The sequence below is a fragment of the Gilliamella sp. A7 genome, assembly GCF_002142015.1.
In the GTDB taxonomy this organism is placed as follows: Bacteria; Pseudomonadota; Gammaproteobacteria; order Enterobacterales; family Orbaceae; genus Gilliamella; species Gilliamella apis_A.
In genome coordinates this window covers 65,182-91,114 of sequence record NZ_NASN01000003.1, presented here as the reverse complement: position 1 = coordinate 91,114, position 25,933 = coordinate 65,182, and the positions used below count along the sequence as shown (strand labels likewise).

The 25,933-nt window shown below is 36.6% G+C and carries 15 protein-coding genes and 1 pseudogene; 4 read left to right on the top strand and 12 right to left on the bottom strand.

The genetic code is table 11. The annotated features are described in order from the left end of the window. Nucleotides 1-7 precede the first annotated feature (7 nt). Both B6D18_RS01840 and B6D18_RS01835 read right to left on the bottom strand, forming a co-directional pair. Nucleotides 8-8,821, bottom strand: coding sequence for a hemagglutinin repeat-containing protein (locus B6D18_RS01840; protein WP_158092503.1), 8,814 nt, complete (start codon nucleotides 8,819-8,821; stop codon nucleotides 8-10). 109 nt (nucleotides 8,822-8,930) lie between these two features. After that, entirely contained in the window at nucleotides 8,931-10,634 is a 1,704-nt protein-coding gene (locus B6D18_RS01835) for a ShlB/FhaC/HecB family hemolysin secretion/activation protein (RefSeq protein ID WP_086362878.1), read from the bottom strand. A 652-nt stretch (nucleotides 10,635-11,286) separates the two neighbouring features. Here B6D18_RS01835 and B6D18_RS01830 point away from each other — a divergent pair. From B6D18_RS01830 to B6D18_RS01820, 3 genes are all read left to right on the top strand, one after another. Continuing rightward, nucleotides 11,287-11,859, top strand: coding sequence for an RNA 2'-phosphotransferase (locus B6D18_RS01830; RefSeq protein ID WP_086362877.1), 573 nt, complete (start codon nucleotides 11,287-11,289; stop codon nucleotides 11,857-11,859). 413 nt (nucleotides 11,860-12,272) lie between these two features. Then, a complete protein-coding gene (locus B6D18_RS01825; RefSeq protein ID WP_086362876.1) occupies nucleotides 12,273-13,445 on the top strand; it encodes a M20 aminoacylase family protein in 1,173 nt (390 codons plus the stop codon). A 16-nt stretch (nucleotides 13,446-13,461) separates the two neighbouring features. After that, nucleotides 13,462-14,886, top strand: coding sequence for an MFS transporter (locus B6D18_RS01820; RefSeq protein ID WP_086362875.1), 1,425 nt, complete (start codon nucleotides 13,462-13,464; stop codon nucleotides 14,884-14,886). Between the two features lie 187 nt (nucleotides 14,887-15,073). On the opposite strand, the gene mnmE is transcribed toward B6D18_RS01820, so the two are convergent. From mnmE to B6D18_RS01805, 3 genes are all read right to left on the bottom strand, one after another. Further along, nucleotides 15,074-16,435 carry a tRNA uridine-5-carboxymethylaminomethyl(34) synthesis GTPase MnmE gene (gene mnmE / locus B6D18_RS01815; protein ID WP_086362874.1) on the bottom strand — a complete coding sequence of 454 codons (1,362 nt, stop codon included), beginning with the start codon at nucleotides 16,433-16,435 and terminating at the stop codon, nucleotides 15,074-15,076. A 94-nt stretch (nucleotides 16,436-16,529) separates the two neighbouring features. After that, nucleotides 16,530-17,138 (bottom strand): YdcF family protein, encoded by a 609-nt coding sequence (locus B6D18_RS01810; RefSeq protein ID WP_086362873.1) that lies wholly within the window; start codon nucleotides 17,136-17,138, stop codon nucleotides 16,530-16,532. 10 nt (nucleotides 17,139-17,148) lie between these two features. Beyond that, complete coding sequence (locus B6D18_RS01805) at nucleotides 17,149-17,712, bottom strand: DNA-3-methyladenine glycosylase I (protein ID WP_086362872.1); 564 nt, start codon at nucleotides 17,710-17,712, stop codon at nucleotides 17,149-17,151. Between the two features lie 246 nt (nucleotides 17,713-17,958). Here B6D18_RS01805 and B6D18_RS01800 point away from each other — a divergent pair, with 246 nt between their 5' ends. Beyond that, complete coding sequence (locus tag B6D18_RS01800) at nucleotides 17,959-19,308, top strand: MFS transporter (protein ID WP_086362871.1); 1,350 nt, start codon at nucleotides 17,959-17,961, stop codon at nucleotides 19,306-19,308. A gap of 65 nt (nucleotides 19,309-19,373) precedes the next feature. Here the strand turns inward: B6D18_RS01800 and gorA are convergent, their stop codons facing one another. From gorA to ubiB, 7 genes and pseudogenes are all read right to left on the bottom strand, one after another. Then, nucleotides 19,374-20,726, bottom strand: coding sequence for a glutathione-disulfide reductase (gorA, locus tag B6D18_RS01795; protein ID WP_086362870.1), 1,353 nt, complete (start codon nucleotides 20,724-20,726; stop codon nucleotides 19,374-19,376). 161 nt (nucleotides 20,727-20,887) lie between these two features. Continuing rightward, nucleotides 20,888-21,367 (bottom strand): hypothetical protein, encoded by a 480-nt coding sequence (locus B6D18_RS01790; RefSeq protein WP_086362869.1) that lies wholly within the window; start codon nucleotides 21,365-21,367, stop codon nucleotides 20,888-20,890. 159 nt (nucleotides 21,368-21,526) lie between these two features. After that, nucleotides 21,527-22,954 (bottom strand): bifunctional D-glycero-beta-D-manno-heptose-7-phosphate kinase/D-glycero-beta-D-manno-heptose 1-phosphate adenylyltransferase HldE, encoded by a 1,428-nt coding sequence (hldE, locus tag B6D18_RS01785; RefSeq protein WP_086362868.1) that lies wholly within the window; start codon nucleotides 22,952-22,954, stop codon nucleotides 21,527-21,529. Nucleotides 22,955-23,004: 50 nt separating this feature from the next. After that, nucleotides 23,005-23,763 (bottom strand): twin-arginine translocase subunit TatC, encoded by a 759-nt coding sequence (gene tatC / locus B6D18_RS01780; protein ID WP_086362867.1) that lies wholly within the window; start codon nucleotides 23,761-23,763, stop codon nucleotides 23,005-23,007. 20 nt (nucleotides 23,764-23,783) lie between these two features. Continuing rightward, nucleotides 23,784-24,101: pseudogene (gene tatB, locus B6D18_RS01775) on the bottom strand (Sec-independent protein translocase protein TatB); the annotation flags it as partial. Between the two features lie 3 nt (nucleotides 24,102-24,104). Further along, nucleotides 24,105-24,317 (bottom strand): twin-arginine translocase TatA/TatE family subunit, encoded by a 213-nt coding sequence (gene tatA / locus B6D18_RS12810; protein WP_086353849.1) that lies wholly within the window; start codon nucleotides 24,315-24,317, stop codon nucleotides 24,105-24,107. Between the two features lie 74 nt (nucleotides 24,318-24,391). After that, the gene (gene ubiB, locus B6D18_RS01765) at nucleotides 24,392-25,933 is read right to left on the bottom strand and encodes a ubiquinone biosynthesis regulatory protein kinase UbiB (RefSeq protein ID WP_086362865.1); all 1,542 of its coding nucleotides are present in this window, start codon (nucleotides 25,931-25,933) and stop codon (nucleotides 24,392-24,394) included.

Genomic DNA, 25,933 nt, shown 5'->3' with positions numbered 1-25,933 from the left:
TTACCTTTTATTTTACTTTTTCAAAATGGACAATATTTTTATTAAAAATCTCTATGCCTTTACCTTGCCCAAGTTGGGTTGTCATTTGCCCTCCTTCCACTTTGAATCGAGTATTCGTATTCATCCATTTTCCTGTTTGAGTAGACATATTAGGGAATTGTGTACTTGCTGGTTTGTTTGCTGAAATCCCAATTTTTTCAAGCTGAGAAAACGTCCCTGGTTTAACTACTATTTTAACCGTAATGCCGTTATACTTTGATGAATATTTTAATACTGGTGAAACAGAAGTTTCAGTCGTTGCTGGCATTATACCTGTTCGCTCAAATTGCTTAAACTGTTCTGGTGACATAGTTCTATAAACAATTTCATTTCCATAAGCATCATATTGTTGTACTGGACTAAGTGGATTTTTAGATTGAGTTACTGGCACTCCAATCCCTTCCCTTGCAATCTGTGTAGGTCCCGCCGTTCCCTTTCCAGCATTCCCCAAGCCTTTCTCATTTACTACATGCTCCCTAAAGTTAGACGATTCTCGAGCTTTTACACTTGCATCAACATTTGTCTCAACATTATCTTTAACCTTATTTGTAGCGGAAGCTCCCGATGTCGGTTTCACTGTTTTATTTGCTGGAATGGCATTACTTCCTACTACTTTGGTTTCACCTTGTGCAACTATATCAGTTGTTTTCGGAATATTTTTATCATTTTGTCTAGGTAAAACTCTACTTCCTAAAGAACTATAGATAGCAGCTGTAATACCGTCAGCAGCTACTTTTGCTAAATGTGCTTCTAACCAACCACAATTAGAGCAATTATCAATGATATCTGAATACCATAATGCTGAGTTTTTATATGCATTTCCTACTAAACTATCTTGTATATATAACTCTCTATAGTAAGTATCTATTAAAGATATCTTATAACGCATCTCAGCTACACAAACTTGATCCCCTGCTTCCCAACAAGATTTTAATTTGCTAATATTTGCAGCCGATTCAACGGCCATTTCCCGTCTTATAGATTGTTCACATTTTGGATCATAATCACAAGCTTTTAATCTTTGAGCATACTCTTGAGGACGCTTATCTGTTAAAAAGTTATTCTCAACCGCATTTTTACTGCTACTAATTGCTGCACTAGCATCGCCAATATTACCACCTCCGGCAGCTACTGCAAGGCCGGAGGCTAGTTGAGATAGTGCACTGATGGTTTGTTTTTCTTCTTCGGTTAAATCTTTGACGTCTTTGCCATACAGTTGTTTGCGGATGATATCTGCCGCAACTTCACCGGCCACTGCACCGGCTCCACCAGATAATGCTGAGTTACCTTGCAGTTCAGCCACTACCGCGCCAAGTATAGAATGCGCAATTAACCTTGCAGCTTCATTATCGCCTGTATGCAGTTTTATCTGCTCAGCTAACCATGGTGCACTGGCGCCAGCAAGGCCCCCAGCAACATCACCGGTGATAATGCCGGTAATAATCGATACGGCTGAGTCAACGCCTTTACTAAAGTCATTGCCCATTTTACCATCTTTTGAGTCTTTACCGGCATCTTTATGAATGGTGCGCTCGAGCTCTTTAACCTGTGACGCTAACTCTTGTAAGCTAGTGACAATGTTTTGTTTGGTCTGTTCATCCTCTTTATTAAAGATAGGTTTGAGCTTACTATGGGCATTTTCGGTATCACGACTAAGTTCATTAATATCTTGTGTTTGCTTATCTTGGTCACGAATGATTAACTCACCGTCGCTGATTGCCGCATGCGTAATATTCGAGGCTTCATCGTTGTGAGCATAAACGGTTGGTTGGCCACTGGTCGGTGAAAAACCACCACTACCCGGTCCTTTACTTACCCCAACCGAGCCCGAGGCGCTGCTGACCTCATATTCGGCTTTGTTTTTAATATCATTAAAGCCAATAGTGCCGGTATCTAAGCGATTTTTTGACTGGTCAGCTTCAGAGGCTATCACCGCACCATTTAGTTGGGTATGTTCACCCACAGTAATATCATAACCTCCACTGCCAGCAAATATGCCCGATTGCTCGTTAACCGATTCATAATTACTCTTCATCCGGTCTTGAGCAAAATTAGCACTCGCACTACTTGCACCATAGCAAAATGGTGGTACACAGATGCTGGCACTCGCACCAACACTGGTGTGTTTAGCATCATATTTTTCTTTATCTTGTTCACTACTGATGGTTAAGTGACGACCTATATCGGCAATGACTTGCTCACCAGACAGCTCCGCTCCCGTTAAAATAACATCACGGCCACTTTGGATGTTAAGTGTATTACTAGCTGTAATCTTGCTGTTGTGATTGATATCACTGAAACTATTTTCTTTACCTTTGGATTGACTGGCGGCTAGCTCAAGTGAAAAGCCATTTTGCCCCCCCACTAATCCAAAGCCGACACCAACACCATAGTGACTGCCAGAATCCGTGCTTTTCAATTTTTCAGTGCTGTTTGCTGAGTCAAATTTGATATCATTACCCGCATTGAGATTGACATCTTTACCTATAATTTCAACGCCTTTGCCTTCAATATTTTCTTTTGCATTAATATTCACATTTTGACCAGCATGAATAACCGTACCGGCTTGAGTATGACTGTTATACTCTGTTTTTTGTTTTGAGTTATCTGCCGTTACACTTACATTGACTTTAATTAAAGAGGCAGAACCACCATCACCATCATTAGCATTACTCTCCGCATTTACGGTTGGTTGGTTTATTTCTGCCGAGGAATCAGCCGCCGTTAAATTAGCTTGTGCGGCATTTACACCGGCTTGTGCCATATAAATAGCGGCTAAACGTTTATCTTCCTTATTTTCAATCGCTTTTGCTGCTTTTTCAATTGACTGTGCTGCGGTGACCGCATAACCAGAGGCCGAGACTGTTACTCCATATTGTTTATTTTGAGTCTCTACTTTTTGGTAAATATTGTCCTCACTGGTTTCCATAATGACATTTTTACCCGTTAAGTTTACTGATTTACCAGCGGTAATATCGACACCCGCTAGGTTGACGTCATCACCTGCAATAACATTGATATTGCCTTTAGCACTGTTTAGTCCACTACGGATATTGCTTTGTGTTGCTTTATCTTCTAATTCTTTATATCGTGAATGTTGGTAACCAACTGTACCACTGTAGCCATCGCCATTTAATTCACCTACGACTTTATTGTAACCTTTACTTTCACTATGTGATTGATTTGTACTAGCACCAATATCAATATTGCCTTTTTCCGCACGTAAGTTGATATCATCTTGAGTATTTAATAGGCTACCTTTAATGTCAATGTTGCCTTCATGGCTATTGACGGAAATATTATTCGCCGTTAGTGTGGAGGCATTTTGACCCACTACATCACTATTACTTCGATTCCCTGAGCTTTCACTACCAAATGGTAAGATGCTTGCACCATGATTTGGGCTACCATTGATAAATCGTACTGATGAGCCCGCCGTTGGTCCGGCTGTCGTTGCACTCCAATTTTTACTCGTTGTTTTACTGTGCTCCAATTGTTTATCTACCGAGGTTTCAATAGCAACATGACGATTAGCATCAATAATGATGGCTTCACCTGCGGTTAAGTCACTGCCGCTAATGACGACATCGCCATGCGTTAATTGTCCTTGTGCATCCCTTTCCTGACTTTTAGTGGTATGAAGTTGTATATTGCCCGCTGCAGTTAATGTGCTACCATTACTATATTCACCGTGTAAACTTGATTCACTTTTCGTTGACGATTTATGGTATGAAATTGGGGATGAGGCTGGGTTACCTATATCCATGGTTAATGCGGTCAGTTCACTCGTAAATTGTTTCGCTTTTTCAACCTTATTACCTGAGGATTTGAAAATATCATGAATATTTTGCACACTCTCAGTTATTGGATTACTAAACGAAATACCCACCCCCGAAGATTTTGATTTGAAAGTCTGTTTTCTATCAACAATATCATGACCAGGGATAATCGAAATATCTTCACCACTGATGTCTATATGACCGGTGGCGCGTTTATCATCACCTTGTGCTCGACCGGCAATGATATCACTGCCACTAATGGTTACTTGTTTATTGGCCGAGATAATCACATTACCACCGGAGGTACCAACTAAACTGCCTGCTTGTGATTGATTAACTTCATTCGAGGTTGAGGTTGCCTTGGTTGATTGCGAACCAACACTTATTCCTTTTGAGCTGGTTGATAGTCCAGATTTTTTTGTTTTTTGTTCTTCATAACGGTAATAAGTTTCTTCTGCTGCTTCAATATTTACATTATTACCTGCATTGAGGTAGACATCTTGGGTGCCTATTACCATGCTACCCGATACATCTAAATCATGACCTGCTTTTATCAATATACTATCACCATAAAGTTCACTGCCTAACTGGGTAGTATTATCAATTTCAAGATGACGTGTTGTGCTTTTCTTATTCAGTAATCGATTGTTTTCTTTAGTATTATGATCCGTTAATGCCGTACGCTCTTCAGCTGCCATCAGATTAATGTCATGACCTGCTTGTAAAATTAATGATTTGTCCGCTGATACGGATGCAGCATGCGTATCAATGTTGTGGCCGGCTTGTAATGAAATATGGCCATTTGACTGAATTTGTGTACCCAGCACGCGACTTTCATCAATATCTCGATAATCGTTTTTACCAAAGTTGGCATGTGATGCAGTCTGAGTATTGACTTTATTTAACTCAATATCATGGCCAGCCTTGATTTGAGTTTTACTTGATTCACCACCATTGATAATCATTGCACCAGTCATGTTCACATCATGCCCAGCTTGAACAACAATATCGCCTCCTTTACTTTGTAACGACGCGACTTTATCAATCACAGTATTACGATTGAAATTACCCGGTCCATAGTTAACTTCGGTTGTATTGGTTGTTGTCGTCAATAAAATATCATTGATTGCTGATAAGTAAATATTTTCATCAGCCACAAAAGCGCCACGACTTCGAATACTCTCTGCCGCATTAACGGCGATACTGCCGGCTTTCCATATCCCTTCTTGTTCTATATTGTGGCCTGATACACTGAGTTGGTGCTGAGCAATAAGATTACCATTCGAATAAATGTCACTATCACTCTCAATTTTAACGTTACGTCCAGCTAATAATGCTCCATCAGTTGAAAGTTCAGGACGATTAACAATATAGACTTTCGGGACTAACACTTGTTGTGGTTGACCATCAACAATCACCGTTTGACTCACTAACCAAACCATATCATTAGTAAGTTGGGCCATCTGCTCTGGGGTGAGTGCGACCCCAATTTTAAATTGATATTGGTTCGCAAACATAATGCCGGCATCCATCAGTGCCTTATATTGCTCAATATCGCTTTGATAACCAGCAAGATAACGTTGACCTGTCAAAGCTATAATTTGCTGTTGTAGCAACTGTTGTTCGTAATAACCATCGCCTAACCGTTTTTGGATAACATCAGGATCGGTTTTAATTCGATTGGTCATATAATCAGAACTTAACCATTTTTTACGATTGGTAAAACGGCGGTCGGTTTCGATTAAATAAAGGCTTTCAGGGTCTTTATTGACCGTATATAAACTGTTATCTGGTAGGGTTAAATTTGGCTCAATGGTGCTGATTGCATTAACTTGTGCTATTTGACGGTCACTGCTGTCAACTATTACCCCTGTTTGACTTTTCTCAGGTGTATTGACTGTAGTGCTTGAAACAAACTGATGTTCAGCAATTTTACCCGCATCTAAGTCTAAACTGGTTTCAACTATATTGTTATAATTCGTTGTTCGCGTCTTCGAGGAATACTTTCTTTTGGCTCCACCATGCCACTTTCTATCATGACGAACTTGATAGCCTTCATCAGTAACACGATCTATCCCTTTAGTGGATATATTATCTAATAATCCTACCGATAATTGTAATGCTTCTCCGGCAACGATTTTACTGTTGCTATTGATAACATGATTCGCATCAATCAGTAAATCTTTACCTGATATAATTTCAGCCGGCTCTGTTTCAATGATTTGGGTTTGGTAATGTTTTTGGGTGTAATTGTATTCAATATATTTATAATGTGAACGACTTGTGCCATCTTCATTATAGGCAATCAATGTCGGGTATTTCTTCTTATCATGTCCTTTCCTAATTTTATAATTATTACCACTGTATCGTTTATTACTATTATAAAAAGCAAACTCTAATTTATGTTGTTGGCTAATTTTGACTAATTCTGTTTTAAAATTATCATTAATATTATTAATTTTATTTGCATAAATCGTCATATCATCTGACGATTCAATACGTGCAGAATGGTTGTTAATAACATCAGCATTAATTTTAAATTTTCCTAAACTTAAGAGCAAAGCGTGGCTATAATTGTTTAAGATTTTTGTATTGAGCTTAAAATCATGACGAGCAGCAATGACCGGCGCATGCTCATTATTGGCTTGGTTATTGAGTGTCTGTACATCAATTTGTAAATCATCACTATAAATTTTACCGGTATTTAAATTATTTAATGTGGTGACGTTGATGTCAGTCACCGTACCGTCGATTAAACCATAATTGGTCAATGTATCGTGTGTTAAATTCAGTAAATCGCTACTTATTTCACCCTTTTCACTGTTAGTTAATTGTTGACTCATTATATCCAGTTTTTTGCCCGACAAGATAAGCTGGTCATTTAAAATATCCTGCTGCGTTTGAATATATATATTATTATTGGCAATGATGTCACTTTGGTTATGAAATGAATCAACGAGTGTTAATCGAATATCATTTTCGGCTAATAATTGACCATCACCACTCAATTTATCCGCATCAATAGCTAAATCATAGGCTAAAATTTTAGCGTCTTGATTCTCCATATTCCCAATTGCAAACATCGCAGCTTTTTGAATCAGCATGTTGGCTTTTTGATTCAGTAACTGTTGCGCTTTAATATCTAATTGGTCAACATTAAATTTTGCTTGGCGGTTATCAATTGTCTTTGCATTAATCTGAGTCGCCCCCAAACTTTGAACTATCGCTTGCTGATTATCGATTTCATTTGCAGACAACGAAATAGTTTGCTCTGAGATAAATGTCGCCCCAGAATTATTAATATCATCAGCATCAAGGGATACATTACCTTTACTACTGATTTTTGCCTCACGATTGTTAATCGTCTTGTTGGCAATAAAGGTGCTGTCTTTTTCTGATAATGTTTGTGCTTTTTGCAAGCTAATTTGTTGCCCTTGTGCATGAATATTCCCTTTAGCCATCAAGGAAATATCATCACCATCAATCGTTTTTCCCGCTTTTATGGCAATATTTTCGTTAGAAAAAATGTGGCTATCTGTTGCAGAAAGGTTATCTTGTGCGATTAATTTTATATTTTGGTCGGCTTTTATTATGCTTTGCTTAGCACTCAGTTCTTTGCCTGAGATATTAATGGCATTAGCGATTTGTTGACTGTTATCTAAATTAACATCACCACTTGCTTGTACGTTAATTGACGCGCCAGCCAAGCTTTTCCCTGTTAAATGGGCAGTGGTAGTGTTGATGTCTAATGAACCATCTTGACTCAATTTTCCATGGCTATCAACACCCGCAGCAAGTGTCCCGGTTTGACTGTTTTCAATCCTTTTGGCAGACATTGCGATATTTTTCTGTGCAACAAAACTCCCTGTATTTTTGACAGAATTTTTAGCACTGACCTGAATATCTTTTTTGGCGTACAACTGTTTGTGATTATCAACGGTGTGTTGGCTATTTAATATTACATTTTTATTAGCCTGTATCGCACCGCGGTTAGTAATTTTACCATCGGCACTAATGCTAATATTGTTGATGCTGGCACCTAATTCACCTGCATTATGCACACCGACCCCTTTTTCGGTGCCCACCATGCGTATTGAGCCGGCATACATCCCGCCAAATTGCGAGACATCAATAGATACCTCTGGTCTTTCACTTGGATTAGTATCGTCTAAAGGCTCAACGCTTTGGCTGTCTTGACTAACCTTATTTTTCCCCGTTACCACATTAAGCTCATTTGCCCAAATAGCCGAGTTGACGGATACAGTATGGGAAATTAAATCGGTATAACTTTGCTCTGAACTATTTAGTCCTTTCCCGGTGACAGTAATCTTGCCTTGCTCAACCCGATAACCCGTTAACTCGCCATTTTGTAGAATAGGTTTACCAGTCGTAAGTGTTGAACGACTGGCATTGATAAAGCCACAACCATTACAGGTAATGCCTGATGGATTGGCAATGATAACTTGTGCCTTTTGACCAGCGACTTCAAGAACACCATTGAGTTGACTTGGATTACGAGAGTTGACCTCATTTAAAATGATTTTAGCTGGTCCGCTGCTTTTTAAAAATTCATTACCTTGTACATGACCAGCAATTTGTGTCTGACTGATTTTACTGCTGTTGTTTAATATTGCCCCTTGCTGTGCAACATCAAATTGTCGATATTTATTATGGGAAACCCCTTTTTTGTTTGGTGTTTGAATATTGACCTGTGTAATACCGTTAGCGGTATTAATCACTTGTGGTTGTTGATGTTTCGCGGCTTGTTTATCGGCAACTATATCACTGGCACCATAAACGGGTGAACTGAGGGTGACAAAACCCAATGAAATAGATACGAATAAGGTTATCGGTTTAAGTGTATAAAAAAATGATTTGAGCAGTGGTAACTTTTCATCCATAGCAGTTTTTTCTTTACCAACTGATGTTTTAGCGATTTCCGCTACCACCATTTGTAGACCACGCTTTTTATTAAAAATAACTCGATATAACTTCTTATTCATCATCTATTCCTTACTTAATACTGCTTATTCTTGTTTTAGATTAACTACGGTAAAACATTAGAACTTGCCTTTGTATGTATTTATTGCTTCGTATGACTAAATAATTATTTTAATAGTTCCAATTAACATTAAAACCCAATGTTAATGGGTTGGTTTTAAAACCTTTTGGTTTGCGGATTGGTTTACCGGCAAAGAAATCATAATAAAAACCATAATTATTTCCACGAATACCAACTACGCCACCGGTTAAGTGTCGACCTAGTAGGTACTCACTTTTATTGCCCGACACTTCACCCGTATCGATACCTAAATATGGCTCATGATTAAATGGCCCTTGCCAGGAAAGTTCATTACGCAAGTACCAGCCACGGTCTGCTTTTAATGTTAATTCCCCATCAAAACCACGTACAGACCAACGGCCACCAATTGAAAATTGGTCTGGTGAAGTCAAATCATCACCACGGGTATATTGGCCTTGATAGTCTAAACGATAGCGAAACGACTGCTCTTTCACTTTAAATGGCACATTGGCGGAAAAATTAACCAGAAAAATATTTGACAATGCACTGCTGGTATCTTCAGGATTGTCTTCTTCTGGTGCTTTTCTTGCGTTAAACCAGCGAACCCCTTTTTGATAGCTAACACCCACATCTAAAGTCATATCGTCAATATAATGTCGATGCTGTAACCCTAATTGCCAATGCGTAGTTTTGCGTTGTTGGAGCTCCATTTCAGTGTCATTAATATAGTTATGGGATTCACGAAGAGTAATGCCATAACTTAAGGTTGTTTTTTGTGATTCATTACGATGAATTACTCGGCTGATTTGTACATTAGCATTGCGGCTACGACCACTATACTCAAAATTCTCATTTTGACCGGCTATCGTTTGATGGTATTTATTGCCGGATAATGATGCGCTCAGTAACCAATAGCCATAAGGGATAGAATAAGATAAAAGGAAGTTACGTGAGCCATATTTTCCTTTACCATTAATATCGTGACCACCGGAGACATAAAACGCATCGCTTAAGGATAATAGATTGTCTAAATATAAAGTCGCACCAGCTTGGTCTCGGCCAGTCGATTTTGTCCCCGAATCATCAACCGATAACCCTAATCGCCATATTTTGCTTTGCTCTCGCGTGATGACCACATCACTTTCCCCGGGTTTATCACCCGGTACCAGTTTCATTTGGCTGGAAACTGTTGGTAACCGCTGTAGGTTCTCCAGACCTTGTTCGATATCACGTAAGTTAAGAGGTTGATTTTCTCTTACTGGCATTGCGCTATACAATTGAGCATATTTATCACTATCATCACTGTAGTAGAGTTTTCGTACTTTTCCTTCCACTAATAATAGTTTTAATGTGCCTGACGTTAAATCTTGCTCTGGAGCTACTACTCGAGTGGTGATATATCCATAGCTAATTAAGCGGTCTTGTATTTTAGTCATCAATAAATTGATACCATCTACACCTAAACAACGGTGCTCAGCTTGACGAGCCAGTTTATTGATAGGAATAAACCAAGGTAATTTATCTCGTTCTAATAATTGCACTTGATTAATATTGAAACAAAATGATTCAGTTGGGAAATGGATATCACTTGTTTCATGAGTAGGCGGTAATAAATGGATATCAGGTGCCGAAGGCGTTAGTGTATCTTGAAGGGCTCTATCACGTTCTTGTTGGCGGATAAGTTGTTGGTCACTTAGTTGTTGCGTTGGTGGTGGTTCAGCTAACGCAACAAACGAGGGAATGATAATGGCACCCCAGACAAATAAATGTTTTTTAATCGATAAATTCATCATATTAATTACAAAATAACATCACATAAAAATAGACATAAAAATCATGCTAACAACAAAATACAGGAAGATCCACGCTAAAAAACTGTTATATATCAATTTATAATATCTTTTAATGATATATTCAATATCATTCGTATTGTTTATTTCAACTACTTATTCGATTAATCAAGCTATTACTTTAATTTTATGTTTATATTTAGTACAGTGTGGTTAGATGAATAACAGTAAAATGACGAGGATATATTGATGATGAAGCTAGAATATTTATCATTTAAAATGATCCTTTTTGCTTTTTGGAATTAAATAATAGTAATTATTATTTAATAAACCATTATGCTTAACTTCAGTTTTATGAAAATAAGTTTACATTCTATTAAATATACTATGCCAATTTAAAAGTTGAAGAAATATCCGGAATTTATTATAAGTAAGAACGCTTAAAAAACTTTCTTGTTAAAATTATCTGTAATGTAATATGTAGCATTATTAATCTCTCCCAAAGCAACCAAACTGAAATTTGGTTCATATTCAGTTAAACAATCTATAGAGACCATTTCTTTATTACTATTTAATATTTTATCAATATACCTTGTATTCCTTTTAATAAAAGATAGAATCCAGCTTATGATTTGATAGTAAAAATATTTAGCACATGAGCAAGAAATCAAAAAGTAAGCCCACGAGTAGAGATTTAGAGAACATTAGTAAGTTTTTAAGCTATGTTTTAAGGCATAAACCAGAATCTATTGGTATCACATTAGATAGTAATGGTTGGGTTGGAATAGATGTTTTAATTCGGCAAGCGAATAAACATCGTCAACAACTGTCGCATGATTTAATTAGCCAAGTCGTGATAACTAGTGATAAAAAACGCTTTACTCTATCCGATGATGGTTTAAAAATACGCGCCGCTCAAGGACATTCGACTAATCAAGTAAATATAGTACATGTAGAAAAAATCCCACCTGAATATTTATATCATGGTACAGCAACCCGTTTTCTAGATTCAATCATTCAACAAGGTTTGATTGCGGGCGAACGTCATTATGTTCATCTTTCAATTGATAAAAAAACAGCTATAGCAGTTGGTAAACGTCATGGAAAACCAGTTGTATTAAGAGTTAGTGCTTTAATTATGTATCAACAAGGTATTAAGTTTTATTTAGCCGATAATGGCGTTTGGTTAACGAAGAATGTACCAAGCCAATTTTTAGAAGTTATTTAAATTAAATCTGCATCATTGAAAAAATAATTTCTAGTCAATGTGCAAATAGAGTTAATTAGAGCATTACTGACATTCAGATTAATTAACTAAATTAATGAAAGCATCGCTGTTAGTTAAAACTACTTTTAAAAATAGATAATAATATGATTAGTTTAACGTATTCTTTGCTCATTCTTTCGATCAAATCATATCTCAATGCTAGTTCGACATAACAATTTTCAAATATTACCGTATAGAAATCATCGACATTCACAAAAATAGCGGTTATTGTATATTTATTCATCTAAGCTGTTTTACTGATTAAGTTGTTTGCAGGTTTTACATTTAATCATAGTTTTAATCATAGTTTAGATGTGTAGTTCCCTTCTTTTTATTTTTTTCATAACGATATTCAGGTTAATTAGGAGCCTAAAATGCAGCATATTATGGAAACGATTAGAAAAACAGAGCAAGAGTTTATTGATATTCGCCATCAAATTCACCAACATCCTGAATTAGGTTTTGAAGAACATAAAACCAGCGATTTAGTGGCAAGTAAATTGGCTGAATGGGGCTATGAAGTACATCGTGGTTTAGCAAAAACCGGTGTGGTTGGTGTTTTAAAAAATGGCTCTAGTGATAAAAAAATTGGTATTAGAGCCGACATGGATGCACTACCTATTATTGAAGCATCAGGAAAACCGTGGAGCAGTCAAACCGATGGTAAATTCCATGGTTGTGGCCATGATGGTCATACCACTATTTTGCTTTGTGCAGCCAAATATCTTGCCGAAACCCGTCACTTTGATGGCACTTTGCATGTTATTTTTCAACCAGCTGAAGAGTTGTTATATGGTGGTAAAGTAATGGTTGATGACGGTTTATTTAAACAATTTCCTTGCGATGTCATTTTTGGTATCCACAACATGCCAGGTTTTAAAGAAGGTCATTTTTATTTCAAAGCCGGCGCACTTATGGCCTCATCCGATACGATCCATATTCATATTAAAGGTAAAGGTGCCCATGGGGCAATGCCAGAAAGAGGAATTGATGCAACACTTGTTGCTTGTTATATCGGCACGGCCTTACAAAGCATTATTTCTCGTAATGTATCACCATTTGAGCAAGCTGTTATCACGATTGGTTGTATTCAATCAGGTGAAGCGCCGAATGTTGTTAATAGCGATGCACTAATGAAGTTAACGGTTAGAGCACTGGATAACGATACTCGTGCTTTATTACTTAAACGGATTAGCGAAGTTGCAACTGCGCAAGCAGAGAGTTTTGGCGCCTCAGTACAAATTGAGCATGTGAATGGTAGTCCGGTATTAAATAATGGTACAGATGCAACCAAATTTGCATTAGAAGTCGCACAAAAATTAGTCGGTGAAGATCGCGTGCATGATAATTGTCATCCTTTTATGGGCAGTGAAGATTTTGCTTTTATGTTAGAAAGTAATCCTAATGGCTGCTATATGATTATAGGTAATGGCGATGAACCCGGTTTTTGTAGTGTGCACAATCCTGGTTATGATTTTAATGATAAATGTATTGTTACCGCTGCATCATATTGGGTGGCATTAACTGAAAGCTATTTAAACATATAAGGATTAATGTGCAGCTATGTCAAAAATAAATATGTCAAATTCAAAAAATTTTCCAGCAAAGCAGTTTAAAAGTTATAACCGATTAACTTTAGGTATTGTATTAGGGGTGATTACTTTTTGGCTTTTTGCTCAGTCTATAGTCAATGTTGGGCCGGCGGTTCAACATAGTATTGGTATCACTCCTGCATCGTTCAATTTAGCCGTCAGTTTAACCGCGCTGTTTTCTGGTTGTTTTATTGTCGTTGCTGGCGGACTCGCTGATCGCTTTGGCCGAGTTCGTTTTACCTATTTAGGTTTTATTTTAAGTATTATTGGTTGTCTTTGTTTGATCTTAGCCCGAGGTGAAGTACTTTTTACCATTGGTCGGATTATTCAAGGCTTATCTGCTGCTTGTATTATGCCATCGACGTTGGCATTAGTGAAAACCTATTATGAAGGCAAAGATCGTCAACGAGCATTAAGTTTTTGGTCAATTGGCTCTTGGGGTGGTTCAGGAACTTGTGTACTTGCCGGTGGGGCAATAGCCACTTATTTAGGTTGGCAATGGATTTTTATTATCTCAATCATCTGTGCTATGTTAGGTATGCTGTTATTGAAAGGGACACCAGAAACTAAAATTGATGATCCATCAAGTTTGCCCAAATTTGATTATGTTGGGCTATTCGTTTTTGTTATCACGTTAGTTACGTTAAACCTTGTCATCACCAAAGGATCTACTTTTGGTTGGACTAGTATAACGACATTATCACTCGCTATGATATGTTTGGTTTTTCTGATTTTATTTTTTGTTATTGAAAATCGCAAAGCGAATGGCGCATTTATAGATTTTTCACTGTTTAAAAACGTCCCTTATCGTGGTGCTACCTTATCTAACTTTCTGCTCAATTCTGTTGCCGGTACATTAATTGTTGCCAGTACTTATACCCAACAAGGAAGAGGCTTTACCCCTTTCGAAAATGGATTATTGACCATAGGTTATTTAGTTTCGGTTTTATGTATGATTCGAGTTGGTGAAAAAATCTTACAAAAAGTCGGGGCGAAAAAACCAATGTTACTCGGGCCGTTAATTACCGGTTCAGGTATTGCTTTGATGACGCTGACTTTCTTACCCGATATGTTTTATATTATTTCGGTGTTAGCCGGCTATATTTTATTGGGTCTTGGCTTAGGTTTTTACGCTACTCCATCAATTGATACCGCAATAGCTAGTGCTCCGGAAGATAAAGTTGGTGTTGCATCAGGAATATATAAAATGGCAAGCTCATTAGGGGGTGCATTTGGTGTCGCTATTTCAGCCTCAACCTATGCTGCAGTTATTGCCAGCGGTCAAAGTGTCGCCACAGCGGCGGCAATTGGATTGTGGATTAATGTTGGCTTTTGTCTGTTATGTTTTATTTCAATTTTAATTTTAGTGCCCAATAATGCCGGCAAGAATAAATAAGTTAGCATAACTTTTTTATCATTTTAAATTAGGGATAAATCTTTTCGCATCTATCCCTGTTTTTTAATTAAAACTTTTATAAAACAATTTTTACAACTCTGAAAAATAAACCCATATAACTTAAAAATTATATGGGTTTTGAAATAGAAAGATCTATTTAAAATATTTAGTTATCTGTAGATAAAACTTATTTGCCAATACAGAATGAACTGAATATTCGTCCTAATAAATCATCAGACGTAAATTCACCAGTAATTTCACTTAGCGCTTCTTGAGCCAATCTAAGTTCTTCCGCCAATAGTTCGCCAGCATGGAATGTGGTAAGTTGATATTGACCATTATTTAAATGCTCTGCTGCTTTCTCAAGTGCTTGTAGATGTCGACGTCGAGCCAGAAAACCACCTTCGGTGCTACTAGTAAAGCCCATAACCTGTTTGAGATGATCACGTAATAATGTAATACCTTCACCGGTTCTTGCTGATAGTTGAATAAGACAATAGCCATTTTGTTCACTATAACCTAATGGTTCTCCAGTTAAATCAGCCTTGTTGCGAATAACTGTGACTGGTAAGTTTTTCGGTAAACGTTCAATAAATTCTGGCCAGAGTTTTTCTGGATTTGTCTCATTAGTTGTTGTACTGTCGACCATAAATAAAACGCGATCGGCTTGATCAATTTCTTGCCATGCTCGCTCAATACCAATACGTTCAACTTCATCACTAGCTTCACGTAAGCCGGCAGTATCGATTATATGTAAAGGCATTCCATCAATATGGATATGTTCACGTAAAACATCGCGCGTTGTTCCAGCTATATCCGTTACGATAGCGGCATCTCGTCCAGCTAATGCATTAAGTAAACTTGATTTACCAGCATTAGGTCTACCCGCTATGACGACTTTCATGCCTTCACGCAATAATGAACCTTGTTTAGCTTCTTGACGGACTTCGTTTAGTCGTTGTATGACTTGCTCAAGTTCTGCCGCTATTTTCCCGTCAGATAAAAAGTCTATCTCTTCCTCTGGAAAATCAATAGCAGCTTCAGTAAAAATACGTAGGTGAATTAATGCTTCAACCAGTGTATTAATTTTTTTAGAAAATACGCCTTGTAAAGAAGATAAGGCTGATTTTGCTGCTTGCTCTGAACTGGCATCTATTAAGTCTGCAATGGCTTCGGCTTGTGCTAGATCCAATTTATCATTTAAGAAAGCTCGCTCTGAAAATTCACCCGGCCTTGCAATCCGCACACCAGGAATATCTAAAATACGTTTTAATAGTAGATCTAAAATAACTGGACCACCATGCCCTTGTAGTTCAAGCACATCTTCACCGGTGAATGAGTGTGGATTGGGAAAGAATAAAGCAATCCCCTCATCTAAGGTTGTACCATCCGATGCTAAAAAAGGTAAATAATGAGCATAACGCGGCTTAGGTAAAATACCTAAAACGGCTTTAGCAATATCTTGCGCTTTAGGGCCCGAAACACGCAATATTCCGACACCACCACGACCGGGAGGTGTCGCTTGTGCAACAATTGTATCTGTATTCATATTTATCAATTTTAATTTAAATAGCAATGGTTAATCATACCACGACAACCATTAAAAATCTGTAAAGTGAAATAGTCTGAAGCAATAAGACCAATTAATTATCAAGTTTAGTTTCAACATAATCTAAGGGATGATCAAATAACCATGAGTTAAGTAAAGCTAATGGTTCTCTTATCATGGCAATATATTTATCAAAATTACTATAACTTAATGGTGCTGATAAACCTGAAATATCACCAATATTGGATCGTTTAGCTAACATGATTGAACGTAAAATATGGAAATCATTAGTGACCACAACTGTCTTTCCTAATGGCAAAACTTGATTAGCATAAACAAATTGTTGTGCCGTTCGCCTTGATCTATCTTCTAAATAAACCCTTGAAGGCTCAATCCCCTTTTTGATTAAGTAATCAGCCATCACACTCGCCTCAGTCGCCGATTCATCACTACCCTGTCCCCCGCAAACAATCACTTTTGTATTGGGATTAGCTTGTAAATAATTGATCGCAGTATTCAAACGAGTTTGTAACGTTAAAGGAGCCTGTGCTGGTGTACCAACAACTTGTGAACCTAATACCACCAAAGTATCAGCATTAGCTGCTGGTTTTTGGTGAGCAAAAATAAAAATAATAATATTACAAATAATAAAATAAAATAGTATTAATATCAGTAACCATCTAATTAATTTCGTGATTATCATCTAATACCTCTCATTTTTTAAAACAAGTGTCAAAATGGTCATCAACTAATCCCATTGATTGCATAAATGCATAACAGATCGTTGATCCCACAAAAGAAAAACCTCTCTTTTTTAATGCTTTTGACATTCTATCTGATATTTCGGTGCTAACTGGAACTTCACTTATGTCATTAAAGTGGTTAATGATTGGTTTACCATTAACAAAGGACCAAATAAATTGAGAAAAATCCTCATTATTGTTTTGCATTGCTAAGTAGGCATGAGCATTTTTTACAATGCTATTAAGTTTTAGACGATTACGAATTAAGCCTTCATTTTCAAGTAATGATTCTATATCAGTCGTCGTTAATTGGATAATTTTTTGCGGATCAAAATTGAAAAAGCATCGACGATATTCATCTCGTTTTTTTAGAACTGTAATCCACGATAATCCTGCTTGTTGACCTTCAAGACAGATTTTTTCAAATAGTTTTAGGCTGTCATATTGTGGATGCCCCCATTCCTTATCGTGGTAATCAATATATAACGTGTCATTGCTAACCCAACTACAACGTTTTTGTAGGTTATTTTTCATAGCTATTCTAACTTAATATTTTGAGATTATTATACTTGATAAATAGATTGAGTGTTTATATAAATCATTCATAAGTTTAGATTATAAATCTAACCAGCAGATAATTACTGTTGATTAAATTTTTTTATGATTAAAAAAATGTCTATTTATTATGGCAAAATGACTACTCACTATTAAGATTTAGTCAAAATAAAATTATTTTTTTAATTGCCTATATCAATTTAACTATAACAATAAGGTTTTTTCATGAGTCAGTCCGAGATTAATGCTGAATGGCAACCAGTGGCACGTCCATTGAACAGCAAAGATTTAAAAACATTGATATTATCCTCTTTAGGGGGAACACTAGAATTTTATGATTTTGTTATCTATGCACTCTACATTGATACCATTGTCAAACCGTTATTTTTACCCCATACCTTATCGCCGTTAACGTTAGATTTATTTGCTTGGGGAATTTTTGCAGCCGGCTACTTGGTTCGCCCTGTTGGTGGTATTATTATGGCGCACTTTGGTGATAAAGTTGGTCGTAAAAGAATGTTTACCTTAAGTGTGGCGATGATGGCTTTACCTACTTTTATCATTGGTATTTTGCCTACTTATGAAACAATTGGTATTGTCGCGCCATTACTATTGTTATTAATGCGGATGCTACAAGGCGCAGCTATCGGTGGTGAAATGCCTGGCGCATGGGTATTTATCGCAGAACATACCCCAAAACAACGTTATGGTTTAGGTGTCGGCACTTTAACCTCAGGCATTACTGGTGGTATCTTACTTGGCTTTTTCGTCACAATTATTATTGATCTCTATTTTACTAACCAAAATATTTTGGATTATGCATGGCGTATTCCTTTTATTATTGGCGGTATTTTTGGGGTTATTTCAGTATATTTACGCAAATTTTTATCTGAAACGCCAATTTTTAAAGAGTTAGCTGCACGTAAAGCTTTAGAAAAAAGTATACCTGTGGTTACCGTATTAAAAAAACACAAAACGGCATGTTTGCTTGTCGCATTACTAACGTGGTCATTATCCACCGCTATTATGGTCGGTATTTTAATTACTCCTGGCCGCATTGTTGGCGGTATGTATCATTTTGCAAATCTTGATTGGCGTATCGGTGGTTGTATTGCTGCTTTAACCTTATCTATTGGTTGTGTTATTGCTGGTTGGTTAGATGATAAATTAGGTACAGCAAAAACCGTTATCATCACATGGGGTGGCTTAGCAGTAGTCAGTATCTATTTTTATAGTTCTTTAAATGCAGATATTTCATTAACTAAACTTTATTCTATTTGGGCTGTATTTGGTTTGTTTATTGGCTCGATAGCCATGACACCAATTATCGGCACTAGAACGTTTCCACCGGCAATTCGTTATTCTGGATTATCGTTCTCTTATAATTTGGCCTACGCACTATTTAGTGCAATTACCCCAACGTTAACTATTTATTTGTTAAGCCCAGATCACTTATTAGGCGAATTTAGTTATCTTGGCGCAAGTATTTATATTTCAGCTGTCGCTTTACTAGCTGTTGTAGTTGGCTTTACTTCATTAGCCCAAAATGGCTGGCAAAATAAATCAGATCATTAAAGACTATTAATAAAAAACAGGGCAATCGCCCTGTTTTCGGTAAAAAGTAAGATAAATGATAAATATTAACGCATTGTAACAAATTCTTCCGCTGCTGTTGGATGAATTGCAATAGTATTATCAAAGTCTTTCTTGGTTGCTCCCATTTTCAATGCTACAGCAAACCCTTGTAATATTTCATCCATACCATAACCAATGCCATGAATACCAACAATTTTTTCTTGCTCACCAACACAGACTAATTTCATTCGGCAAGGTTGTCGATGCGATGTGACCGCGGTATACATAGCAGTAAAAGTAGATTTATAAACTTTGACGTTTTCTGGACCATATTGCAATATAGCTTGCGGTTCACTTAAACCAACCGTACCAATCGGTGGGTGAGTAAACACCACGGTTGGAATATTAGAATAATCTAGATGCTCATTTGGTTTATTGTTAAATAGTCGTTCCGATAATCGGCGACCGGCAGCCACCGCTACAGGGGTTAATGCTGCGGCGCCTGTATCATCCCCTACCGAATAAATGCCGGCAACACTAGTATTTTGAAACTCATCCACAATAATAAATCCATTGTTATCAACTTTAATACCTGCAGCAGATAAATTCATTTCTTTGGTTGCTGGTTCACGACCGATTGCCCATATTAAGCAATCAACAGTATAACTCTCACCATTTTCTAATGTTAACGTCAATGATTCATCATCATTTTTAGTAACAGAAGAAGGGATTGCAAAAGTGTGCAAATGCTGACCTTCATTAGTTATTACTTCCATTAATGTTTCCACAATAAGTGGATCGAAAGCACGTAAAGGTGTACCTTGGCGAACAAATTGATGTGTTTCTGCGCCAAGTGAATGTAACACGCTGGCTATTTCACAAGCTATATAACCAGCGCCAACTACTGCTACTCGTTTAGGAAGTGCTTTTAACTCAAAAAATCCATCAGAAGTGATACCATATTGCGCTCCAGGTATATTTGGAATCGTTGGCTTTCCACCTACAGCAATAAGTATATGATCGGCACTATAATGTTCGCCATTAACTTCAATCGTTTTTGCATCAACAAATTTGCCATAACCATGGATCACATCGACATTATTATTGTTTAAAACACGATCATAAGATTGATGGACACGCTCAATATAAGCAGTTCGACTTGCAATAAGTTTGTCCCAATCAAAATGGTTAATAGTGGTATCAAAACCATAATCAGGGCCATAATGGTTAATTGCTTCAGCGATTTGTGCACCATACCACATGATTTTTTTCGGCACACAACCAACATTTACGCAAGTTCCACCAAGTAATTTAGCTTCAATAATTGCACATTTTTTTCCATATGATGCAGCACGATTAATTGAGGCGATACCACCACTACCACCACCGATAGCAATATAGTCATAGTGTTTAGTCATAAAAAATCCTTTAAATAAATTAGCAAATAATGATTAATAGCTTTGCACAAAGTGGACAATAAAAAAAGTATTAAATATGAAATTTAATGATAGTTATTAACTATTGATTGGCCTTATTCATTAATATAATCGTATTAATGATTTCTTTAATAGTTTCTCACTTATTCTAAACATCTATTTAAAGCCTGAGAATTAACTGGTTTAGAATTCAATTTTTCGCTAATCTCAAGATGGCATTTGTTATTTTCAAGTTTGTAATGAATACTATATATTTTCCCAAATTCTGGAGTAAACTGCTGATATTTTGTTGTACAGACAAATTTATCATCTCTTGATTTGCCAATAACAGTAACAAGTTGATTACTAGGAGCTTTAACTTCTACCGAAGGAACATATTTAGGATAAATATTAAATGGTACAATTTTATGACGAAAAACATAGCCAAGGCTCTGATAATTAGAACATGTGTTACTTTTACCATCATAAATATTTAACGAAAAATAGGTTGGATAATCAGTTTCTGTAGTGAAAACAAGTTGAGGATCATTGATATTTGCTTCATAACGATATTTGTGTCGTGGTACTCGGTGACAAGCGACAATCAGAAAGACCATTAACAATAAAGTCACTTTTGTTTTCATTATCCTATTCCTTATTAATTATTTAAGATTTTATTTTTCAAAACTCAAATAACTACTTATTTGAGTGAATTAAATATCAAATAATGAAAATTTTGAACACCAATTATTGCATTTTTGAATAATTGGCTATCGAATTAAATAGCCAATTACCGAAATACATTATGATTGTTGTTTAATTCTATCAATGATATTTGTGGTTGAACAGCCATCTTCAAAATTCAGCACTTTAACTTCGCCACCGGCTTCAATAACCTCTTTGCCACCAGCGATATCTTCTGGTTTGTAATCGCCACCTTTAACTAATACATCTGGTAATATACTAGCAATTAATCGTTGCGGTGTCTCTTCTTCAAAAGGGACAACCCAATCAACAGAATCAAGCGCCCCTAACACAATCATTCTTTGCATTAATGGATTAATTGGTCGTGATGGCCCTTTAAGCTGTTTTACCGAGGCATCGCTATTTACCGCTACAATCAAACGATCGCCAAGTTTACGAGCATTAGCAAGATAAGAGACATGCCCCGCATGTAAAATATCGAAACAGCCATTAGTCATGACAATTTTTTCACCACGAAGACGCGCTTTGCGAATTTCTTCTTTTAATGTGTCTTCAGTCATCACACCGAAACCATCATCAGCACGGGCTCGGATAGCATTACTTAATTCAACTTGAGATACCGTAGATGTTCCTAACTTACCAACCACAACACCTGCCGCTGCATTCGCTAAAAAGCAACTTTCTTCAAGAAATTGTCCTGCCGCTAATGAAGCTGCTAAGGTCGCTATCACCGTATCACCAGCACCTGTAACATCAAATACCTCTTTAGCTTGCGTAGGTAGATGATAAACAGGCTTATCCAACTGTAATAACGTCATCCCTTTTTCGCTACGAGTAACAAGTAAAGCTTTGAGATCGTATTGCTTAATCAGTTGATAGCCCTTTTCGATAATCTCTTGCTCTGTTTTGCAAACACCGACAACCGCTTCGAATTCAGACATATTTGGCGTTAATAACGTTGCGCCACGGTAACGCTCAAAATCAGTGCCCTTCGGATCAACCAATATTGGTACATTTGCTTTTTGAGCTTGTTTGATTATTGCTTGTACTTCGGTTAAGGCTCCTTTGGCATAGTCAGATAGTACTAATACTTTAGAGGTCGAAAGTGCACTTTCAATACGTTCTAAAATAGGTGTATGATCAACATTATTAAAACCTTCTTCAAAATCAATTCTAATTAATTGTTGGTTTCTAGATAAAACTCTTAATTTGGTGATTGTTGGATGAGTTGAAACTGATACAAAATCACAATGGACATTACGTTTAGTTAGTTGTTCATCAAGTACTTTGGCTGGCTCATCAATACCGGTAAAACCAATTAATCTTGCGCTACCACCCAAAGAGGTTATATTCATAGCCACATTGGCTGCACCACCAGCGCGTTCTTCTAGAGCATCAACTTTAACAATCGGCACTGGTGCTTCTGGTGATATTCGGTTAGTACCACCATACCAATAGCGATCTAACATGATATCGCCAACAACCAGAACATTTGCTTGATTAAACTCAGGAAGTGAAGTTTTCATTATGGTTATATATCCTTTACTTGTTATTCAGTAAATCACTTATCAATTTATTATTTTTTATCAAAATTTTCGTCATCTAAAGTAACCTTTTTTCTAGGTTGATAGAAACGGGCAAAAAATGTGCCAATTTCAAATAATAAACAGATAGGTACAGCTAATAAAATTTGAGAAAATACATCAGGTGGGGTTACAAACATTGCTACAGCAAACACACCAACAATAATATAAGGTCTTTTTTTGCGTAAACTTTTAGGAGAGGTAACACCAGTCCAACACAGCAAAATAATCGCCACAGGCACTTCAAATGCAAAACCAAATACAATAAACAGTGTCATGACAAAATCAAGGTATTTTGTAATATCAGTATTTATCGCGACATCAATTGGTGCGGTATGAATAAAGAAATAAAATGCCAAAGGAAACACAGCAAAATACGCAAATGCAATACCAATATAAAAAAGTACCGTACTAGAAACAATTAATGGCATAATCAACCGTTTTTCATGTTGATATAGTGCTGGAGCAATAAATCCCCAAACTTGATATAAAAGATAAGGAATGGAAATAAATATTGCAACGACAGCCGTCAGTTTTATTGGTGTAAAAAAAGGCGCCGCAATATCGGTGGCTATCATACTGCTACCTTTAGGTAATTGACTGATAAGCGGATTGGCAACAATATGATAGATATCATTTGAGAAATAAAGCAAACCTGCTAATACTAGTAATATACAAATGATACAGCGTAAAAGTCTTGTTCTAAGTTCGACTAAATGTCCAATAAGTGGTTGCGTTGCGTCGTCTGTCATAATTTATCTTTATCTGAAGAAATTGTTGTATCAATTTGACTGACTGAATCAATCTCGTTTTGCAGTGATTCGGTTACCCGTTTTAATTCATCAATTGATGCTTGCAGTTCTGGGGTAAGAGTATTCAAACCACTTTGTTCGGCTTTTTTTAAGCTATCTTGTAATTCTTGCAGTTTGAGTTCTTTATTCAATTCTAGCTGGACAGTTGCTGACATGCGGCGGAGTACTTTAATCCATCCGGCAACAGTTTTAATTGCAATAGGCAAACGTTCCGGTCCTAATACAACCAGTCCAATAATTAATACTAATAGTAGCTGACCAAAGCTAATATCGAACACGGATTACTCTTTATCGGCGTGGTTATTAGCAGATGAGTCAAGATGTTCAACTTTTTGTGAATCATCAGTCTCTTTTTTGTCATCATCATCATTCATGGCTTTTTTAAAACCTTTAATTGAAGCCCCAAGATCTGAGCCCAATGAACGCAATTTCTTTGTTCCGAATAATAGAACGATAACAGCAACAAATATCAGTAGTTTGGGCAAACTAGGCATATGATAACTATCTCCAATAGCGTTAAGTAGTCAAATTATACACTTAAATAATGATATTCCCAAAAATAACTCTCTCAATGAACAACCAGAATAACAATAGATAAAACACAAACAAAACTAAGAATGGCCAACGACCAACGATAGCGTTTTTGGCTTCGTTGTAATTCTTGATTAATCTGTTTTAATTGGTTATGCATCTGTTTAGTCATACGAGCCTGATCGCCCAGTCTTACTGGCAGATCAACTAGGATGTTTTTCCACTCTGGTAATGAGGTCCATACTTGTTGGAATAACGTTTTAACACTGTACTTATCTTCATACCATTTTTCAAGAAATGGCTTAGCCGTTTGCCATAAGTCGAGCTCTGGGTATAGCTGGCGTCCTAGTCCTTCTATATAAAATAAGGTTTTTTCAAGTAATGTTAATTGCGGCTGAATATCCATTTCAAATTGACGAGCAACTTGAAATAAAGCTAATAAAATTTGAGAAAACGAAATTTCACCCAATGGTTTGGCAAATGCAGGTTCACACACACTACGCATAGCCATTTCTAATGCTGTTGCATCCGTTGTTTCTGGCACCCAACCAGAAGTAATATAAATTTGCGCAATTCTTCGATAATCTTGATTAAAAAAGGCAAGAAAATTTTCAGCTAAATAACGCTGATCATCTTCAGTTAATACACCAACAATTGCACAGTCTATGCCAATATAACGGGGATTTTGTGGTTCAGAAATATCAACGAAGATATTACCTGGATGCATATCAGCATGGAAAAAATTATCCCGAAACACCTGTGTAAAGAAAGCTTGAACACCACGTTCGGCGAGCAATTTCATATTGACATTATTTCGTTTAAGTTCATCAATATTAGCTATTGGCGTACCATAAATTCGTTCTTCTACTAAAATATTTGTTCGACAAAGATCTTGATAAACATAAGGAATATATAAAATCTCACTATTTATGAAATTATCCCGTAAACGAGCAGTATTATAAGCTTCTTTTTGTAGATCCAGTTCTTTTAAAAGTGTATTTTCATAGTCACTAACAATTTCAACCGCACGTAACTTTTCACCAAATTTAATCCGTTTAGTAAATTGATTAGCTGCCCAATACATCAAGCGAATATCGGATTTGATTATAGGTAAAATATTTGGACGTAAAACTTTAATCACAACTTGGGCGTGGCTGCTTTTTAAAGTTGCAGTATGCACCTGAGCAATAGAAGCAGAAGCTAATGGTTTTTCCTCAAAATCGGTAAAATAATGATCTATAGAACAGCCAAGAGCTGATTCAATAATTTGTCTGGCAATTTGTCCATCAAAAGGAGCTACTTGATCTTGCAGTTTGGCTAATGCATCAGCGAGATGTTTCGGTAATACATCTCGCCTTGTTGACACCATTTGTCCAAACTTTATCCAAACCGGACCTAACTCTTGTAAGGCTAGACGCAATCTTTCACCAACATCTTGTTTTTTTGCTTTAGATCTAACCCAAAATAGACTAATCAACAACAATTTAAACCATGTTGAGGTTCGATGTTTTGGTAATAGTTCATTTAATCGATAAGCTCGAAATACCGTTAAGATTTTATAAATTCGAAGAAATGTCAT

Bases quoted from the DNA above. Each gene is read 5' to 3' on its own strand.
- B6D18_RS01840 (WP_158092503.1), bottom strand. From the start codon at position 8,821: ATGAATAAGAAGTTATATCGAGTTATTTTTAATAAAAAGCGTGGTCTA.
- B6D18_RS01835 (WP_086362878.1), bottom strand. From the start codon at position 10,634: ATGATGAATTTATCGATTAAAAAACATTTATTTGTCTGGGGTGCCATT.
- B6D18_RS01830 (WP_086362877.1), top strand. From the start codon at position 11,287: ATGAGCAAGAAATCAAAAAGTAAGCCCACGAGTAGAGATTTAGAGAAC.
- B6D18_RS01825 (WP_086362876.1), top strand. From the start codon at position 12,273: ATGCAGCATATTATGGAAACGATTAGAAAAACAGAGCAAGAGTTTATT.
- B6D18_RS01820 (WP_086362875.1), top strand. From the start codon at position 13,462: ATGTCAAAAATAAATATGTCAAATTCAAAAAATTTTCCAGCAAAGCAG.
- mnmE (WP_086362874.1), bottom strand. From the start codon at position 16,435: ATGAATACAGATACAATTGTTGCACAAGCGACACCTCCCGGTCGTGGT.
- B6D18_RS01810 (WP_086362873.1), bottom strand. From the start codon at position 17,138: ATGATAATCACGAAATTAATTAGATGGTTACTGATATTAATACTATTT.
- B6D18_RS01805 (WP_086362872.1), bottom strand. From the start codon at position 17,712: ATGAAAAATAACCTACAAAAACGTTGTAGTTGGGTTAGCAATGACACG.
- B6D18_RS01800 (WP_086362871.1), top strand. From the start codon at position 17,959: ATGAGTCAGTCCGAGATTAATGCTGAATGGCAACCAGTGGCACGTCCA.
- gorA (WP_086362870.1), bottom strand. From the start codon at position 20,726: ATGACTAAACACTATGACTATATTGCTATCGGTGGTGGTAGTGGTGGT.
- B6D18_RS01790 (WP_086362869.1), bottom strand. From the start codon at position 21,367: ATGAAAACAAAAGTGACTTTATTGTTAATGGTCTTTCTGATTGTCGCT.
- hldE (WP_086362868.1), bottom strand. From the start codon at position 22,954: ATGAAAACTTCACTTCCTGAGTTTAATCAAGCAAATGTTCTGGTTGTT.
- tatC (WP_086362867.1), bottom strand. From the start codon at position 23,763: ATGACAGACGACGCAACGCAACCACTTATTGGACATTTAGTCGAACTT.
- tatA (WP_086353849.1), bottom strand. From the start codon at position 24,317: ATGCCTAGTTTGCCCAAACTACTGATATTTGTTGCTGTTATCGTTCTA.
- ubiB (WP_086362865.1), bottom strand. From the start codon at position 25,933: ATGACATTTCTTCGAATTTATAAAATCTTAACGGTATTTCGAGCTTAT.